Origin of the sequence: Nostoc sp. C052 (assembly GCF_013393905.1) — a bacterium.
GTDB lineage: Bacteria > Cyanobacteriota > Cyanobacteriia > Cyanobacteriales > Nostocaceae > Nostoc.
In genome coordinates, this window is the sequence record NZ_CP040272.1 from 5941173 (window position 1) to 5960285 (window position 19113).

The 19113-nt window shown below is 42.3% G+C and carries 13 protein-coding genes; 6 read left to right on the plus strand and 7 right to left on the minus strand.

The window, feature by feature from the left end; all coding sequences use genetic code 11:
• Positions 1 to 215: 215 nt before the first annotated feature.
• From FD723_RS24575 to FD723_RS24605, 7 genes are all read right to left on the minus strand, one after another.
• A complete protein-coding gene (locus FD723_RS24575; protein WP_179067704.1) occupies positions 216 to 3524 on the minus strand; it encodes a GAF domain-containing protein in 3309 nt (1102 codons plus the stop codon).
• Between the two features lie 256 nt (positions 3525 to 3780).
• The gene (locus FD723_RS24580; protein ID WP_179067705.1) at positions 3781 to 4968 is read right to left on the minus strand and encodes a TRC40/GET3/ArsA family transport-energizing ATPase; all 1188 of its coding nucleotides are present in this window, start codon (positions 4966 to 4968) and stop codon (positions 3781 to 3783) included.
• Between the two features lie 104 nt (positions 4969 to 5072).
• Positions 5073 to 5354 (minus strand): hypothetical protein, encoded by a 282-nt coding sequence (locus FD723_RS24585; RefSeq protein ID WP_179067706.1) that lies wholly within the window; start codon positions 5352 to 5354, stop codon positions 5073 to 5075.
• A 199-nt stretch (positions 5355 to 5553) separates the two neighbouring features.
• Positions 5554 to 6498: an XdhC family protein gene (locus tag FD723_RS24590; RefSeq protein WP_179067707.1), complete on the minus strand. Its 945-nt coding sequence runs from the start codon at positions 6496 to 6498 to the stop codon at positions 5554 to 5556.
• Between the two features lie 200 nt (positions 6499 to 6698).
• Positions 6699 to 7619, minus strand: coding sequence for a polysaccharide deacetylase family protein (locus FD723_RS24595; RefSeq protein WP_256874915.1), 921 nt, complete (start codon positions 7617 to 7619; stop codon positions 6699 to 6701).
• Positions 7620 to 7891: 272 nt separating this feature from the next.
• Positions 7892 to 8539: a response regulator transcription factor gene (locus FD723_RS24600; RefSeq protein ID WP_179067709.1), complete on the minus strand. Its 648-nt coding sequence runs from the start codon at positions 8537 to 8539 to the stop codon at positions 7892 to 7894.
• Positions 8540 to 8612: 73 nt separating this feature from the next.
• Positions 8613 to 9884 carry a sensor histidine kinase gene (locus FD723_RS24605; RefSeq protein WP_179067710.1) on the minus strand — a complete coding sequence of 424 codons (1272 nt, stop codon included), beginning with the start codon at positions 9882 to 9884 and terminating at the stop codon, positions 8613 to 8615.
• Positions 9885 to 10362: 478 nt separating this feature from the next.
• Here FD723_RS24605 and FD723_RS24610 point away from each other — a divergent pair, with 478 nt between their 5' ends.
• From FD723_RS24610 to FD723_RS24635, 6 genes are all read left to right on the plus strand, one after another.
• Positions 10363 to 10746, plus strand: coding sequence for a hypothetical protein (locus FD723_RS24610; RefSeq protein ID WP_179067711.1), 384 nt, complete (start codon positions 10363 to 10365; stop codon positions 10744 to 10746).
• Between the two features lie 120 nt (positions 10747 to 10866).
• The gene (locus FD723_RS24615; RefSeq protein WP_179067712.1) at positions 10867 to 12147 is read left to right on the plus strand and encodes a S41 family peptidase; all 1281 of its coding nucleotides are present in this window, start codon (positions 10867 to 10869) and stop codon (positions 12145 to 12147) included.
• Between the two features lie 184 nt (positions 12148 to 12331).
• On the plus strand, positions 12332 to 13240 hold the full coding sequence (locus FD723_RS24620; protein ID WP_179067713.1) for a hypothetical protein: 909 nt from the start codon (positions 12332 to 12334) through the stop codon (positions 13238 to 13240).
• Between the two features lie 20 nt (positions 13241 to 13260).
• The gene (locus FD723_RS24625; protein ID WP_179067714.1) at positions 13261 to 14238 is read left to right on the plus strand and encodes an RNA polymerase sigma factor, RpoD/SigA family; all 978 of its coding nucleotides are present in this window, start codon (positions 13261 to 13263) and stop codon (positions 14236 to 14238) included.
• Positions 14239 to 14404: 166 nt separating this feature from the next.
• Complete coding sequence (locus FD723_RS24630; RefSeq protein ID WP_179067715.1) at positions 14405 to 15982, plus strand: efflux RND transporter periplasmic adaptor subunit; 1578 nt, start codon at positions 14405 to 14407, stop codon at positions 15980 to 15982.
• Positions 15979 to 19101 carry an efflux RND transporter permease subunit gene (locus FD723_RS24635; RefSeq protein WP_179067716.1) on the plus strand — a complete coding sequence of 1041 codons (3123 nt, stop codon included), beginning with the start codon at positions 15979 to 15981 and terminating at the stop codon, positions 19099 to 19101. The genes FD723_RS24630 and FD723_RS24635 overlap by 4 nt, the downstream gene beginning before the upstream one ends.
• Positions 19102 to 19113 lie beyond the last annotated feature (12 nt).

Here is a 19113-nt window from a genome sequence, read left to right on the forward strand (position 1 = left end):
TCTCATAGAAGCGGCATCGCAAAAATTTTCTGTCTACTGAAATGAAGTCGCAGCTAAAAAAAACTAAATCCGCGCAAGCGGACTTCAAGTCTAATATCTAATGACTAATACTTCTCTACGAGAGGCTGCGCCAACGGCTTGTCTACGAGAGGCTACGCGTTAGCAGAGCTTTCGCTTTAGGGATACACTCAGTAGAAGTGACAAATGACCAATGACTAATGACTAATTTGTTTAATCGGAATTTCAATCCAAAATTCTGTACCTAACCCCAGCTGAGAATCACATTTCAACACACCACTATGTTTATCTACAATAATCTGGTAACTAATTGATAAACCCAAGCCAGTGCCTTTTCCTACTGGCTTAGTAGTGAAAAATGGGTCGCAGATTCTTGCTTTTATAGGCTCCGGTATTCCTGGCCCATTGTCTGCAATGCGAATTACTACGCTCTTGATATTTCCTTCAAGCTCTCCAGGAGTAGTTCTGATGGTAATTTGACTGGTATCAGGATTTGATTGAGATTCCCTGTAATCTTCTAAAGCATCGATCGCATTGCTTAAAACATTCATAAATACTTGATTTAGTGGCCCGGCATAGCACTCTACTAAAGGAAGGTTGCCGTATTCTTTAACTAATTTAATCGCTGGACTTTCTGGTTTTGCTTTTAAGCGATGCTGCAAAATTAACAAGGTGCTATCAATACCCTCATGAATATCAACGGGCTTTTTCTCTGCCTCGTCAAGGCGGGAGAAATTCCGTAAACCCATGACAATCTGACGGATGCGATCGACCCCAACTTTCATGGAAGATAAAGTTTTGGGCAAATCCTCCATGAGAAATTCTAAATCGATTTCGAGTGCGCGATCGCGAATCTCCGGGTTAGGGCTGGGAGCATTTTGTAAATAGAGGTCTAATATACCCAGTAAATCTTGAGCGTAATCGTTGACATGATTGATATTCCCATAAATGAAGTTCACAGGGTTGTTAATTTCGTGAGCCACACCAGCTACCAGTTGACCTAATGAGGACATTTTCTCAGTTTGGATCAATTGGGTTTGAGTTTGCTGTAAATCATGCAAAGCTTGAGCCAGTTTTTCTGTCTGTTCTTTGGTTTGATTATGCAATTGGGCTTGTTGGAGTGCAACCCCAAGCTGATTAGCAATTTGAGTAATAAACTTAATTTCTGAGGCTTCCCAATGGCGGGGTGCAGAATTCTGGTAAGCTGCTAGTAAGCCCCATAGCTGTTGCCCAATAAATATAGGTGCGATCGCATAAGCCCTTGCTTGAATTTGCTCTAAAACTGCAACGTGGCATTGAGAGTGTCCAACTGCATAGATATCATCGACTGCAAAGGTTTCATTGTGACGATATCGCCCACCTTGGGTTTCTTGTAAATAGCTATCTTGCCAAACTGTCTTGCTATGATCGTCTACTAATTTTAACCAGTTATCACCGACAAACTCGGCGATATATTCACCACTCCAATCAGCCTGGAAGCGGTAGACTGCAACTCGATCTGCTTGTAGTGATTTACAGATTTCTTGGGTGGTTGCTTGAAAAATTGCATCTAAATCTAAAGATTCTCTAACTTTCGCCACAACTTCAAACAATACCCGTTGTTGTTCTGCTGCTTGTTGCAAATCTAATGTCTGTTGTCGTGTCTGAGTGAGTAAATCAGCTTGCTGGAGTGCTACGCCCATTTGGGCCGCAATCTGACTGAGAAAGTTAATTTCTGAAACTTTCCATTGTCGAGGGCCAGTGTGTTGATAAGTTGCCAACAAACCCCAAAGTTTTTGCCCAACAAAAATCGGCGCAAGCACAAAAGCGTGAATTTGAAACTGCTCTAGATTGTCGACATGACACTGAGTAAACCCCATCTTGTAAATGTCATCGACTGCAAATGTTTCATTGTGGCGGTAACGTCCTCCTTCTGTGTCTTGTAAGTAGGTGTCATTCCAAATTGTATTAATACCTAATTCCGACTCATTCGACCAGTATGGACTAGCAGCCTCGAAATCCCCGACAAATTCACCACCCCAATTAGCATCGAAACGATAAACAGAAACGCGATCAGCTTTAATTAATTGACAAACTTCTTTAGTTGTGGTTATAAAAATCGTATTTGTATCTAGAGATTCTCGAATTTCGGCAATAACTTTAAACACAGCCTGTTCTTGTTCAGATGTGCGTTGTAACTCAACTGTGCGTCTTTTAACTTGTTTTTCTAAATTTTCATTGAAGACTTGTACTTGTTGCTGTAGTTCATACTGCTGAACTGCGGAAGCAAAGTGTTTACCAAGGTTTCTAGCCAGTTCAATCTCTTCAATTGTCCATTTTTGAGCTTGTGCTTTTTTAGATTCGCGCCAAACCTCAAAGGATCGTCGGGGGTATAGTTGCCTTTGATCGCTGTCATGCTGCCCCGCCCATAAAGTTTCTGTGTCTACTTCATTGCGGAAAATACTTAAGTAGCCCAACAACTGCTGACGATACTGGAGTGGGATCATCAACAGGCTGCGAATTTTAGTTGGCTCAAAAGCAACTTGCAAACTTCGCAAGCCAGGAGTGTTATATATATCTGAAATCGGCCAAACATCGTAGTTAGTGAACTTGTAGTGTTCGTGCCAGATACTATATTGCTCGATCAATGGATATATAGTTTGTTCTGGCATCACTGGTTGCTGTCCACAGATATAAAGCTTGATACAAGTATTTCCTGGTATTAAGCATTCTGTTAAGCTGGTCACGTTGCCATTGTGGAAATCAAAAGCTTCATTTCTAATGCACAGCCTGCCACCAACACCATTAAAGGCAGCAACAGCCGCTTCTAAGGCTGGCTGTAAGACAATTGTCGGCAGTGAATGTAATAGGGTAGCAATGCGGTTAACGATCGCTTCTCGTTCGGCTGTTTTGCGAACTTGAGTGTGCAGGGTACTTTGAGCGATCGCCACTGACAGTTGCTCGACTACCATTTGTATTGCTTCTAGTTCATATTCTGAAATCGGACGCGCTTCAGAATTATGAGAAACCAGCAGCCCCCAAAGTTGATCTTGATAGAGAATAGGCGCTACTAGTGAGGATTTTACCCCCATTGCCGTCAAATATTCAATATGACACGGGTCTACAGGGCGGTAACGGATTTCCTCTGAAATAGTTTCTCCATTGTCCAAATCACGCAGGTGAATTTGACCAATCTCTTTAGTATCAACATTTACAACCGAACGCACCCGTGATTTGATAAATAGTTCACGGGCATAAGATGGGATGTCATCGCAGGGAAAATTTAGCCCCAATAGCGACGGCAAACAATTTTTATTAATCGATTCAGCAATCACTTGACCACTACCATCGGGATGAAATTTGTAAATCATCACTCGATCGGTTTTTAGTAGCGATCGCACCTCTGCCGTTGTGACTGTGATAATTTCTTCTAACTCTAAGCTGCGTCGGATACGGTTTGTAATGCGGCGTAGAAAACTTTCTTCGTCGCGACATAAGGGAAAATCTTGTTCAGGATTGGAGGTCATTGTTTATAGCAAAATAAATTAATAATTTGAAAACTGACATAATTAAATCTAAAGACATTGTGAAATTTATTTCATCAATTTGTCTTCAGTAAAACTACGGTCAAATCATTAATAAAAATATTTTTTTGCCTTTTATCAAATTTCACCAAAAAATCATAAAAACAGACGCTAAAAAAGTTGCGTCTGTACTAGCTATAAGAGAAAGTTTTTGCTTTTTAGTTTTAACTTTCTGTTGACAGAGTAACGTCCAACAAAATTAAACTTTTGTGTTGTCAGCAAAGCGGATTTTTAGATAATCATTTTCCATCTTTGCCCCGGCTGGTTGTAGTGCTGCTAAGGCTTGTGGCAAAACTAAGTTACGACGATGGTTGCCAATAGTAATGTTTAATTCGTCTCCAGTTTTACTGAGTTGAACTTGGTCTTTAGGAATACCAGGTAAGTAAAGTTCTAAGCTGTATTGGTTTTCCTCTTGCACTACTCTAAGAGTTGTTTCTTTGTAATAAACCTGAGTTGGATCTTCATCTTTATAAAGAGTTTCTTTCAGGCGTTCTAATGAAGCCAATCCACACATTTCCTCAGAAAATAGGGGAACTTCTTTCACAGGCAGAGGGTGAAAATCATCATGAATTTCTCGGCGATATTGCTCCTGACTTTCCTTCCAACGTTGGAAAAATGGATCTTGGACTTCGCGGGGAATAATCCGATTAGCCACAACTAAATCTGTTGCAACATTATACAAACTCAGATAAGCATGGGCACGGAGAGACTCTTTAATCACCATTTTTTCAGGATTTGTTACTAGACGCACTGAGGTTTGAGTATTATCTGTTAATACTTTTTCCAGAGCTTCAATTTGTTCATAAAACTCATAAGGTGCATCCATTACTTCTTTATCAGGTAGCGAAAAACCAGCAATTGGTCTAAACAAAGGTTCAACCAAGGGCCGAAGTGCCACCGAGATGTTTTGAAATGGTTTGTAAAAACGGCGCATATACCAGCCACCGACTTCAGGTAAACTCAGCAAGCGCAGTGCTGTGCCGGTGGGGGCTGAGTCGATAATTAAGACATCAAACTCGCCTTCATCGTAATGGCGTTTCATCCTTACCAAGCCAAAAATCTCATCCATGCCTGGTAAAATTGCCAATTCCTCTGCCTGTACGCCATCTAAACCCCTTGCCTGTAAAACTTGGGTAATATAACGTTTCACAGCACCCCAGTTTCCCTCCAGTTCTTGCAGCGCATCCAGTTCAGCACCCCAGAGATTTGGGCGAATTTTTTGGGGTGCGTGTCCCAGTTCCATGTCAAAACTGTCGGCGAGGGAGTGGGCGGGATCTGTACTTAAAACCAACGTCTGATAGCCTAGTTCCGCACAACGGAGTCCAGTTGCAGCAGCCACGGAAGTTTTGCCCACGCCGCCTTTACCGGTCATTAAAATTACACGCATAGATGCTTCTTTCCTGCCTGAGGATTTTTTACATTTATTTACATTATCGACTGTTTAAGGAAAATAAATGTTGTTTCAGTGCATCTAGGGATTAATATAAGTATTTAATCTAAATCATCCGTTGGATTTTGCTGCAATAACCGATCCAGCTTATTTTCCAGCGCTGAGAGTTTTTTGAGAATTGTGGGGCGATCGCCATCAAGAGAAATTAGTAAATTGGTGATTCTCTCTTGGATGTTCGCTAATTGTGCTACTGCATTCTGAATTTGGAGCATTCCTTCTCGGAGTTCTTGGCGTTCCTGACGTGCTTCCACCATTTCATCTAACATAGCTTGGACTGTTTTAGCGTTACTCTCAATTAGATGTTTGAGTTCTTTATCAGTCATTGCGATCGCACTTTGGAGTTGAGTTTATGATAAATCATAAAAAATTAATTAACATCCGCATTATTAACTCTTTCTCCCAACAGGATTTTTAGCTTTTTAGCGGATTGATTTAGTATACCAAATATTGATACCAACTCTCCATAGGCGATAATTTTTGGAAAGTTAGTAATCAAAAAATTACCATCTCAACAAGTCAAGTTCAAGGCGATGTACCACTACGGCGAACTTTGATTAACTCAGCACAGATACTAACTGCAATTTCTTCTGGTGTTAAAGCGCCAATATCTAAACCAATTGGTGCATATATTTGATGAAAAAACTCTGGATTGCAACCTTCATTTTGCAATATTTTGTACACAGTACTGACCCGTTTATTGCTGCCAATCATGCCCATATATTTTGTTTGATATTTGCATAACAGGCGTAAAGCTTCTAAATCTTGCAGATAACCTCTAGTAACTAAAGCGACATATAAATTAGTATTTTTATTTAATATTTCTTGAATTGAAGTGATGGGTTGTGCTAGCAGCAGCGAGGCTCCAGGAAATCTTTCTTTTGTGGCAAAGTCTGAGCGATCGTCTTGTACAATAACTTGAAAACCTGCTATTTTTCCAACCTGCGCTAGAGAAACAGCAATATGTCCTGCACCAATAATTAAAAGTGTTGGTGGTGGTAGCAAAGGTTCTACTAATGCTGTAGTATGTAGAGATGGAATTACTTGTGTTTCTAATATTAAATAGGGTTTTTCATCTGTATTAAAGGGCGTGATCCTGGTTCCAGAACGCCCAGATGTTAAACTATCTATAATTTGATTAACTAAGTTTAAGCTTTCACTACCTGACCATAGCTCTAATAATACCTGCATTGTGCCACCACAAACGCCTTGAGTTTCTCGTTGCGGCGCACCAGATAAATCAATTTCTACAAATTGTTTTTTACCTGTTTGTAGTACTTGTAAAGCTTGCTGATAAACTCTTGCTTCTCCAGCACCACCGCCAATTGTTCCAAAGGTTTTACCATCGGCGTCAATAAACATTTTCGCGCCTACTTCTCTGGGTGTGGAACCTTTGGTGCTGGTGACAGTGGCTAAAACTACAGCACTGTTTTTTAAGGTTTTTGCTAGTTGTTGGTAGAACTCAAGCATCCATGTTAACAATTAAAAATTAAAAATTAAAAATTAAAAACATTTCAGACGGGGATTTAAACCCTTTAATTTACAATAAAAAATCGCCAGGCAATTCTCTCAACGCCCAGGTTTAACACCCCAGATTTTCGTTGACTAATTTACCTAGTGTTGGCAAAATTATATGTGTAGCTACCCTTAGACTATCGCTGATGATTAAGCTAATTGTTTGGATGTTCATCCTTTGTAACTATAGGTGAAGCTACTTCCGCCAAATGTTGTTCTTGGGCTTGCATTTCCAGTAATTGAGGAATCGTTACAAATCTATAACCTTGGGCCTTTAAACCTGCGATCATTTCTGGCAAAGCTTTGACAGATTTAGAACGGTTGCCACCGCCATCGTGCATCAGTACAATTGCACCTGGCTTTGCATATTTCAGCACATTTTTGATTAGCATTGGCACTTGAGGCGAACGACGTTCGGCATCTCCCGACTCTTCTGACCACATCATGACAGCGTACTTCTCATTTTTGGCATATTCGACTAATCCATTATTCAGAAAGCCGCCAGGGGGACGAAATAGAGTAGTTTTCTCTCCGGTGGTCTTGTAGATGATCTCTGCTGTACGATCAATTTCACTAGCCGCAGTAGCTACGTCCATACGGCGATACCAATGATGCCATGTATGATTACCAATTACGTGACCATCAGCAGCGACTTGCTTGGCAACTTGGGGAAAATATTTCACCATTTCCCCAATCATGAAGAATGTGGCTTTGATATCATTTTTCTTCAAAATTTCTAAAATCTGTGCCGTATTTTTGGGGCCTGGACCATCATCAAAGGTTAAGGCGATGACTTTCTCATTTGCTTTTAGTTTCCCTTGATAAACGATTGTTCCCTGAAAAGGCTTGGGAATTTCATTCATCTGGTCTGTAGCTGGACTGATATTCTGTTGTGCGGATGCACTCATCAACTTGTTCTGACTTGCTTTAGCACTCTCGCTTTTTGGCTTTACAATTCCCAATAGATGCTCAAATCCGCTGGTAGTTAAAAGCAAACTGATACCCAAACTACTAGTACCAGTAACCAATGTAATGATGATGAGTTTCGATAACCAAGATAATTTACGGGTAGACACATTAAATATCCTCAAATATTGGGGATTGGGCATTGAAAAGAGGCAGAGGGGCGGGGTGCGGGGGGCGGAGGGGAAAATTCTTCTCCCTTGCTCCCTGCTCCCTTGCTTCTTCCCCAGTCCCCAGTCCCCAGCTTACGTATAAAAGTACTATCAGCTAATTATAGAGAGCTAGTCAAATTATGCGATCGCTCTTATCCCAGCATACACCGCCAGCTATCCCGGACATATATTGTAGGGGTGGGATTCCCGGCGATTTTCTGATTCTTAATTATTTATTTAAGTCCACCAAACAACGAATGGGCAAACAAAGCGGCTTGAGTGCGATCGCGTAAACTCAACCGACTCAGAATATTGGTAACATAATTCTTAACAGTATTTTCTGAAAGAAACAGCGATTCAGCAATTTCACGGTTATTGGCTCCACAAGCAATTAACCGTAATACATCTAATTCTCTGGCTGTGAGTTGCGCCAATTCTGGAGGGGGTTGCACAGACGAGACAGGAGCAGCAATCGGCGTGAGTGCTTTCTCAAATAATCCTGGCCCCAGTAGAGTTTGTCCCTTGTAGACTGATCTAATTGCCAACATTAATTCATCTGGTTCGGTGTCCTTGAGCAAATAGCCCTTTGCACCCAACCGCATTGCCTGAAAAACATACTCATCATCATCGAAGGTCGTGAGGACGAGAACCTTAATGTTGGGATATTGTTGAGCGATCGCTTTTGTGGTCGCGACTCCATCCATTACGGGCATTCGGATATCCATTAGCACAATATCGGGTTGCAGCGCGGCAATCTGTTCGAGTGCCCGTTGTCCATTCTCCGCCTCACCAATTACCTGCATCTCTGCATTCGACTCAAGCATACTCTTAAGTCCCTGGCGAATAAGATGCTGATCGTCAACTAATAAAATCTGAATCATCGGAGTTACTATTTGTCTTGGGATCAGGCAGGAGGGTTTCAACCTTGTTCATTTTTGTTAACATAGTTTGGTTTTATTCTGCCGACCTACTTAACAAAAGCTTTGATAGTGGCAAAGAAACAGAAATACAGCAACCTGTTCCTAGTTGACTGTGGAGATTTAACTGGCCGCCTAGTGCAACCGACCGTTCTCGCATTCCTTGCAATCCAAACCCGGTTGTGTTTTGAGTGGGGTTAAACCCTTTTCCATTATCTTCGATTGACAGATGAATCATCCCCGCGTGAGCTAGAAGTTTAACGGTGACACTTGTCGCCTGAGCATGTTTGCAAATATTTGTCAGCGATTCTTGCACAATACGATAAAGGGCAGTGTTTACTTCTGTTGGTAAAGTGTGCGGTAGATCAAATTTACAGGAAGGTTCAATACCTGTAGTTTGCTGAAAATCTGTCAGCAGCTTTTCAATGGCTGATTTGAGAGATTGCCCTTGCAAAGGATTTGAACGTAAAACAGAAAGCGATCGCCGGATCTCTAGCAGTGCCTCAGCCCCCAATTCTTTCGCCTGTTTGAGAAATGTCAATGCTTTATCATTATTTGATTGCCAGAACAACAGAGTATTATTTATTTGAATGGTTTGGGCAGCGAGAGTATGTCCTAACCCATCGTGAATTTCGCGGGCAATGCGATTGCGTTCTTGCAAGGTTGCCTGATCTTCAATTCTTAGTGCATACTGGCACAGTTGTTGATTGATAATCTCTAATTGCTGATGGGCAATTTCTAACTGCTCTCGACTTTGGCGCTCTGCAAGCAGGGCATTTATTAACAATAAAGCGAATACTAACGTTAAGCTAAACAATAATATATTACTTAATCGCCAATCCCAAGACATAGCGATCAGCTTATCTCGCATAAAATTCTCAGGTACAATGGGTCTTAATAAAAGCAGTGTTCCATGAGAGAGCAGAGATAAACCCAAGACAACCAACTGTCCCGATCGCTTAAATATCAGACAACTCCGCATTACCAGTACCAGACACAGCAGCAAAACTGAGCGAGGAGATAAGCTATGTTGAGTCGCTGGCAGCCAAATTAAAAATAATTCCAGGGCTGTATAAAGTAATTTTGTTTCCAGCTTCACCATTGGTAGTCTCAAGCCCATTAAGCTGAAAGTGGCGATCGCCGTAACTCGTAGCAGCAACGACCAAGACAACTCAAACGGCAACAGAATTTCCATGAACGCTGCCGTAGCCAATAACAGCCACTCTAGGTAAAGTAATAAACGAAACGATGGGTAGGTCAAGCTAACCATAGAACTATTCCAACTTAATGGTCTTTGTGATAAAACCATAGGTATTTTCACAATTTTAGAGGGAAATATTGAACTGGGGACTGGGTATTGGCGACTAGGGATTGGGGAGTAGGGAGGGGAAAGCAGGGGGGCAGGGGAGGCAGGGGAGGAAAGAAAGTTATTGTTATTATTAAGCAATTTCTCTTCCCCCTTGCACCCCGCACCCCGCTCCCTACTCCCCAATCCCCAGTACCCATTCCTCAATACCCATTACTCTTCTATATAACGAATCTATCTCTGGTATTGGTAGAACCGTTCCGACTGATTAATTATTTCTAAATTAGGAAAAAAGTCACAATCACTTGAGTACTTTTTTACTGGTCAGGTTAGGAATTCTAGCTCATGTGCAAACCCATCACAGCTTTTAAGATTAGCTGGTGTGAGTAAATCAGCAAATTTTCAAACATCTTCTAAATAGTTAGAAGCTGAAATTTACTCATAACAATGGTATTACACACAATCAAAACAAGAGAAGTAAATGATTAAAAAACAGATAATTTTACCAACCATGCTACTTGCGACTATCCTCATTGGGGGAATGACAGGTTGCAGCAATTCTAAATCTCCAGATGTGTCCCAAGGGGATGACTCTGGCACAAAGGTATCTGATACTTCTACGACAAACTCTCCAGCATCAAATACGCCAGAACGCGCTCAAAAGCGCGAAGAAATTCGCAAACAAATCGAAGCAGTTCTGACCCCAGATCAGGTAAAGGAATTGTCAGGAAAATTGCAACAAGGTGAAAAAATGCGTAAAGCAGTGTTTAGCCTAAATCTAACGGCCGATCAAAAGACTAAAATTCAGGATATTTTTAAGACTGCTTATCCCCACCGCAAAGGTAAATCTGAAGATAATTCCTAATAGTTTGAGTAAAACCGAATTCCGAATTCAAGTTATTATCATCTGCAACTGAGGATATTCAACCCTTCATTGATTGCATTCTGAATTCTGAATTCTGTATTCTTCTTCAAGATTTAAAGTATGTTTAAACAAAAATTTCTCGTCAAGATAGAGCTAGCTGTTATAGCAATAATGCTTTTAGGAACTAGTCTCTACGCTTCCAAAGCTTTCGGTAAAGCCGAACCTAGCCCTCAAAAGCTCGTAGATGAAGTGTGGCAAATCCTAGATAAAAATTATGTTGATGTCAGCTTTAACCATCAAGATTGGAAAGCAATTCGACAGCAGTATCTTGGCCGTTCCTATAGTTCTAATCAACAGGCTTATGGGGCGATTCAAGAAATGGTGGCAAAATTAGGCGATCGCTACACCGAGTTTTTCGACCCCCAGGAATTTAAAGCACTAAATAACGACCTTTCTGGCAACCTCAGTGGTGTGGGGTTGGAACTGGCACAGAATGAAAAAACTAAAGCTTTAACCGTTATCGCCCCCATTGCCGGAACGCCTGCTTTTAAAGCAGGCATTTTACCAGACGATGTAATTGTCCAGATTAACGGTCAAATAACTCAGGGGATGAAAATTGAGGATGCCGTGAAGCGAATTCTCGGCCCGGTGGGAACTAAGGTAGTACTCACAATTCAACGGGGTAGCCAATCGCAAACTTTCAACCTTACCCGTGCAAATATTGCCATCTATCCTGTCACTTACAACACACAAACAACGCCAGCAGGCAAGATTGGTTACATTCGTTTACCAGAGTTTACCGAAACTGCCCCCGCAGAGATGCATCGAGCAATTGAAGCATTAGAACAACAACAGGTACAGGGCTACGTTTTGGATCTGCGTTCCGATCCAGGTGGACTGCTGGATGCAAGTTTGCAAATTGCCAGTATGTGGTTGAAGCAAGGAGCGATCGTATCTTTGGTCAATCGAGACCAAGTTAAAGATAGCTACAATGCTTCAGGACATCCTCTCACCAACAAACCCTTAGTAATACTGGTCGATAAGGGATCTGCTAGCGCCAGCGAAATTCTGTCAGGAGCGTTGCAAGACGATCATCGCGCCAGATTAGTCGGGACTCGCACCTTCGGTAAAGGTTTAGTTCAAGCCGTAGAACCACTGGAAGATGGTTCGGGGCTGAAACTAACCATCGCTAAATACTACACACCAAAAGGTCGAGATATCAATCATGTCGGCATTGAACCAGATATTACTGTGGAGTTAACCGAGGCACAACAGAAAGCATTACTACAAAAGCAAACCTTGGGGACATTAGCCGATCCTCAGTATGCTAGCGCCGTTGCTGACCTGAGCAAATTGATTCAGTCTGGGGCCGATCGTATGAGTTTACAGAGTGGGAAATGAAGGAGGCAAGACAATACGGTTCGGTTAACAAAGTTATCTGTTGAGGCGAGCAGGGGAAGAGAAATTGCTTAATAATAACTCTCTTTCCTGCCCTGCCTCCGCAGCTCCCTGCCCCCTGCCCCCTGCCTCCTGCCTTCCTTAATAAACACTGTCGTGAACAAGTCAGGAACCGTATCTTTCCATCATGTCAACCCGCAAAGCCCAACGACTTGAAATTTGTGAACCAGTGCCAGGTCTGCAAATCTTGGTTAAACTCAGTAACAATCCTTTAGTGCGGACAATCATAACTACTGTTACCCACCATCAGCTAGCAATCATTGGGGTTATATTTGTTGCCACTCTAGTTTTTTCTATGCGGGAAAATGCCCCCTGGCTGACAGTACCGAAACAGGTAGCGATTGAATTTTTTTCTGCTGTATCCCAATCCCTAGCCGCTTTATTGGGAGTGTTAATTGTTTTCCTCACTTTTACTAGTCAGTTGATTGCTCAAAGGAGATATGAAGACTACTATACACTTCAGATTCAGATTGACCAACTCATTCGTCTAACTCAGTCTCTTCCTCCCGAACTTAGTAATTTTGATGAAACTTTGATAGCTCTGATTAACTATTTAGTTCCCTTGCATTTAAAGGATTTTCCAATTTGGGCAACTACATCTCAAGTATTACCTTGGGACAAGCTTTTAGACAATTTCAAGAATGAACATGAATTGATGCGGGTGCAGCAAGAATTTTCCTTAGCTACCCATCTACACCAACAACAAATTTCACTTGTCATCAATAACATGGAAGAAATCCTAGAGAGATTTTCTCGGCTTTATAATCGCATTTTAGAGATGAGTCGTTTCATTCTGGCGATTGTAAAGTTGTCTTTTCTCCTGGGAGTTTCGCTCCTTTTTTTGCTGTTATTTGGCATTATCGATTTGCAAAGGAAGTTTCCTGATCTCAGCCTACCTGTAATTGTTTCTTTAGCAATTTGGGTATTGATTGCTCTTTTAGAGTTAGTACTTGACACCTGGTTTTTTTATAAAAGCCTCTATGGCTCTTCGAGTCACTATTTGCGCTTTTTTGCGAATAAAAAATACCCTAATTAATAGGCAGAAGCCAATTTACCATGAGTAACTTAACATTCACACAGACCAAATTTAGTAACACAGGTAAAGCATCTCAATCTACAACTGATACAGTACGTAGTTATCTTAAAGAAATTGGTCGGATACCTCTATTAACCCACGAGCAAGAAATTTCTTTTGCCAAACAAGTTCAGCAGATGATAAAAATACTTGCTGAATCAGAAAAACTTACTGTTGAATTAAAGCGTACACCCACACTGGCAGAATGGGCTAACCAGATGCAGTTAAGTGAACAAGAACTACTTCAGCAGCTAAATCAAGGGAAAAAAGCCAAGCAGAAAATGATCGCGTCTAATCTCCGGCTTGTGGTGTCAATTGCCAAGCAATATCAGAGACGCAACTTAGAGCTTATGGACTTAATTCAAGAAGGTACTTTAGGTTTGGAGAGAGGGGTTGAAAAATTTAATCCGGCTTTAGGATACAGATTTTCAACCTACGTTTACTGGTGGATTCGTCAAGGAATTACCAGAGCGATCGCCCAGCAAGGACGAGCGATTAGATTACCCATTCACATCAATGAAAAGTTAAATAAAATTAAGCGAGTTCAGCGAGAATTATCTCAAAAGCTAGGTCGCATTCCCACTAGTATAGAAATTGCTAATGCACTTTCTTTAAAGCCTAGTCAGATTCGAGAGTTTCTAATTTTGTCTCGCCAAACTATCTCTCTCGATATTCGAGTTGGATCGGATAGAGATATACAATTACAAGATTTAATAGAAGATTACAGATATTCTGATAATGCTTATACCACTGGAGAATACATTAATCAGGATGTCGAAAGTTTATTGTCAAATCTGCCTCAGCAGCAACAAGAAATATTAACTTTGCACTTTGGATTGATAGACGGAAATGGACTTTCTCTAGAACAGATTGCTCAACGTATGGGTATTAGCCGAGAACGAGTCAGACAGATAGAAAAACAAGCTCTTAACCTTCTAAATCGGCAGCTAAGTAAGTAGTATGAAAGGGAATTAACAATTCAAAATTCAAGAAATTTCAGACGTTCGCGTAGCGTCTCGTAGAGAAGTACGGTTTTGAACCTTTACTTTTTTCATAAAACAGAATTCAGAATATTCCATTACCTCATAGGCGGGGTAATCAAACTAAAATCCACTGGAGGTTCTGATGAACCATGAAATTTCTAACGAGAGTTTAACTGAAAATAGTAACGAGAATTTGACTGAAAATAGTGTGGAATCAAAGCTACCACGATCGCCAAAAAAGAAAAAGATTACTTGGGTAATTTTAGGGGTGATATTACTGGCTGGACTGGGTTTATTTGGTATCCATACAGGTGCAGCGAAGTCAGACAAAACTGGAAAATCTGGTCGTAATAAGCAGCAAGTAACACCTGTAACTGTGGCAATGGTGACACAAAAAACGGTTCCGGTGCAATTGCAGGCGATCGGTAATGTGCAATCAGGGTCTACGGTAGCAATTACACCCCAAGCTAGCGGACGGATTATCGGAGTTTATTTCAAGAAAGGTCAAGAGGTGAAAAAGGGACAACTTTTATTTACCCTAGATGACCGATCGCAAGCTGCCGCAATCCAGCAAGCTCAAGGTACTGTGGCGAAAGACTTAGCCTCGGTACAACAAGCTAGAGATACATTAACCAGAGATTTGGGTCAGGTAGACCAAGCTAGAGCCACTTTAGTCAAAGACCAAGCCTTAGTCCGACAAGCACAAGCGAATTTAGCCAAGGATCAAGCGCAAGCAGAATTTGCTCAGGGACAGAGCGATCGCTATGGTGCATTGTATAAGAAGGGCGCGATTAGTTTAGATCAAGCACAGCAATACGTTTCTAATAGTAAATCGGCTACAGCAACCCTTCAGGCAGATCGAGAAGCGATCGCTAATGCTGAAGCAGTTTTGAAAAGCGATCGAGTAGCGCTGACTAATGCTGGTGCAGTTGTCCAAGGCGATCGAGCTGCGATCGCTAATGCTCAAGCCGTTGTCACTTCCGACCAAGGAGCATTAGACAATACCAAAGTGCAATTATCTTACGCCAAAATTTATGCGCCGATTGATGGTCTTGCTGGCAATATTCTGGTGACTCAGGGGAATGTGGTGCAAGCCAACAGCACGACTCCATTGGTAAATATCACCCAAATTCGCCCGATTCAAGTTGCTTTTTCCATTCCTGAAACAAATCTACCGCAGGTACAAAAGTATATGCAGAATGGCAAGCTGAAGGTAGATGTGACGTTCCCGGATAATCCATCTCGTTCTATACCAGGTACTTTGACATTTGTCAATAATACGGTCGATAACACTACGGGGACAATTCAACTGATTGGCGACTTTGAAAACACTCAGGGACATTTGTTTCCCGGTCAATTTGTCAATGCCACCCTAACGCTGACCGAAGAACCGAATGCAACGGTTGTTCCTTCCCAAGCCGTACAGAATGGCCCCGATGGGCAGTTTGTGTTTGTAGTTAAGCCAGATATGACAGTAGAAAATGTGCCAGTTACAGTTAGCAGCACGATTCAGGGGCTAGATGTGATTCAGAAAGGGCCGCAACCAGGCGATAAAATTGTCATCGATGGTCAAGCGAATCTGGTTTCGGGTAGCAAAATCCGCGTCAAAACAGCCGGCAATGACTCAAACGCAGGTGGAAATTCTTCGAGAAGAGGAAGGGGGGCAGGAGGCAGGCAGCAGGGGGGAGAATCCTCGAAGTCAGGCGGAGGTGATTCATGAACCTTTCAGAACCATTTATTCGCCGCCCGATCATGACGACTTTGGTGATGACGGCGATTTTGATCTTCGGTTTTATGAGTTATCGCCTGCTGCCAATCAGCGATTTACCAAGTGTGGATTATCCCACAATTCAGGTAAGTGCTTCCCGACCGGGAGCCAGCCCGGAAACGATGGCAGCATCGGTTGCCCGTCCTTTAGAGAAGCAATTTTCTAGTATTGCGGGACTCGATTCGCTTAATTCAACTAGCACTCTGGGACAGACTCAAATTACCCTGCAATTTAACTTGAGTCGGAACATTGATGATGCGGCGCAGGATGTGCAAGCCGCGATATCGGGAGCATCGGGACAAATTGCTAACGATTTACCTAATCCTCCCACCTACAGTAAAGTTAATCCCGCCGATCAACCGATTCTCTATCTTTATCTAGACTCTCCCACACTGCCCCTTTCCCAGGTAGACAATTATGCCGAGACTTATCTGGCACAAAAGCTATCTACAATCAATGGGGTGGCACAGGTAGCTGTCTACGGTTCGCAAAAGTATGCGGCTCGAATTCAACTCGATCCGCAACAATTGGCTACGCGGCAAATTGGGCTAGATCAGGTGGCGACGGCGATTCAACAAGGTAACGTCAATTTGCCTACCGGCAGTCTTTCAGGAAATCACAAGAATTTTACAGTTCAAACTAACGGTCAACTTGAGGATGCGGCTGCTTATCGTCAGTTAATTGTGTCTTATAAAGATGGAATGCCCATCTATCTCAATCAACTGGGTAGGATTGTTGACAGTGTAGAAAATGACAAGGTAGCAAGCTGGTACAACAATACTCGCGCCATTATTCTCACCATTCAAAGACAGCCCGGAACCAATACGGTAGAAGTCGTAGATACGATTAAGAAATTGCTCCCGAATTTGCGAGAACAGATTCCGGCATCCGTGGAAATTGGGATTCTCTATGATGCGTCTCAATCAATTCGAGATTCAGTAGATGATGTCAGATTTACGTTGATTTTGACGATCGCTCTAGTTATCTTAGTAATTTTCATCTTTTTGCGGAACCTCTCGGCGACGGTGATTCCCAGTTTGGCGTTACCTGTTTCGCTAATTGGTACTTTTGCAGTGATGTATTTGCTGCACTATTCACTAGATAACCTGTCACTGATGGCATTGACCCTTTCGGTTGGCTTTGTCGTGGATGATGCGATCGTTATGCTAGAAAATATCGTCCGTCATATCGAAATGGGGGAACGTCCCCTAGAAGCGGCGTTGAATGGGTCGAGAGAAATTGGTTTTACCATCTTATCGATGACCCTTTCCTTAGTTGCAGTCTTCATCCCCATGTTATTCATGAGTGAAGTCCTGGGACGATTATTTCATGAATTTGCTGTGACGATCGCAGTGGCAATTCTCGTCTCTGGTTTTGTGTCTTTGACTTTGACTCCCATGTTGTGCAGCCGTTTTCTGCGTCCTGTAAATCATGCTAATCAAAGTCGGTTATATCAAGCTTCGGAATATGTCTTCGATCGCTTCCTCGGTTTGTACGATTGGAGTCTGAAAAAAGTCTTAAAATATCATCGCACCACGATGATTTTATCTGTCTTTCTCTTGGCGGTGACTGTTGGGCTGTTGATGATAGTTCCCAAAGGCTTTATTCCAAGCGAAGATACCGGACAAATTACAGGTATTACCCAAGCAGCAGAAGATGCATCCTTTGATAATCTTGTTCAGCATCAGCAGACAGTTGCTAACCTGATCCGCCAAGATCCAAATGTGGATGCAGTCAACTCCAATATCGGCGCGGGAGCCAGTGCTAGTGGCGGTGGGGCAGCAGTTGCAGCCAATTCTGGGAGTTTGTTTATTCGATTAAAACCGCGATCGCAACGCCAACTTGGGGCTGACGAAATCGTGCAAAATTTGCGAACTAAACTCGCCACTGTTCCCGGCATCCAAGTATTCTTACAAAATCCGCCAGCGATACCCATTGGCGCTCAACAAAGTACAGGACTTTATCAAGTTGCGCTCCAGAGTTCTGATGTCAAACCCTTGCAGGAATATGTTCCGCAACTTGTGGTCAAGATGAAGGAGATGACAGAACTTCAGGATGTCAACAGCGATTTACAATTTGCTTCCCAGATTCAAATTGACATTGACCGCGATAAAGCGTCAACTTATGGTATTACTGCCGAGCAAATCGAAAATACCCTCAGAAGTGCCTACGGTTCTTACCAAGTATCAACCATCTATGCAGCGACTAATGAGTATCAGGTGATTTTGGAATTAGCACCCCAGTTTCAGCAAGATATCAATGCTTTGTTGGCATTGTACATTAACTCCAGTACAGGAGTGGCAGTACCTCTGAAGACATTTGCCAAACTGTCTCAGGGAGTCAGCCCGTTAATGGTCAATCATAACGGTCGGATGAACGCCGCTACTATTTCCTTTAACCTCGCTCCTGGTGTGTCCTTGGGAAATGCCAACGAAGAGATTGAAAAAGTGATTAATCAGGTAATTCCTAAGAGCATTAGCACCAGCTTTCAGGGCGCAAGCCAGGTATTTCAAAGTTCACTACCGAGTTTGGGTTTATTGTTAGCGATCGCCATCCTCGTAATTTATCTGATTTTGGGTGTTCTCTATGAGGATTTCATTCACCCAATTACGATTCTTTCTGGTTTGCCGTCAGCAGGTTTTGGGGCATTGTTAACGCTGATAATATTCCATGTCGAACTGAATGTTTACTCCTTCATCGGCATTATTCTCTTAGTGGGCATCGTCAAGAAAAACGGCATCATGATGGTGGATTTTGCCATTGAAGCCCAGCGAGAAGAATTAAAAAAACCGTCTGAGGCCATTTATCAAGCCTGTTTGGTGCGCTTTCGTCCGATTATGATGACGACGATGGCAGCATTAATGGGAACCTTGCCGATTGCGATCGGATTTGGGGCTGGTTCCGAATCCCGCCGTCCTCTGGGGATTGCAGTTGTGGGCGGGCTGGTGTTTTCTCAGATATTGACCTTGTATTTAACACCCGTGTTCTATATCTATATGGAATCATGGCGGAAGAAGCTTAATCAAGTTAAGTTTCGGCGGGTGTTTTCGTTTACAGGGGGGCGATCGTAATGTTCAATATAG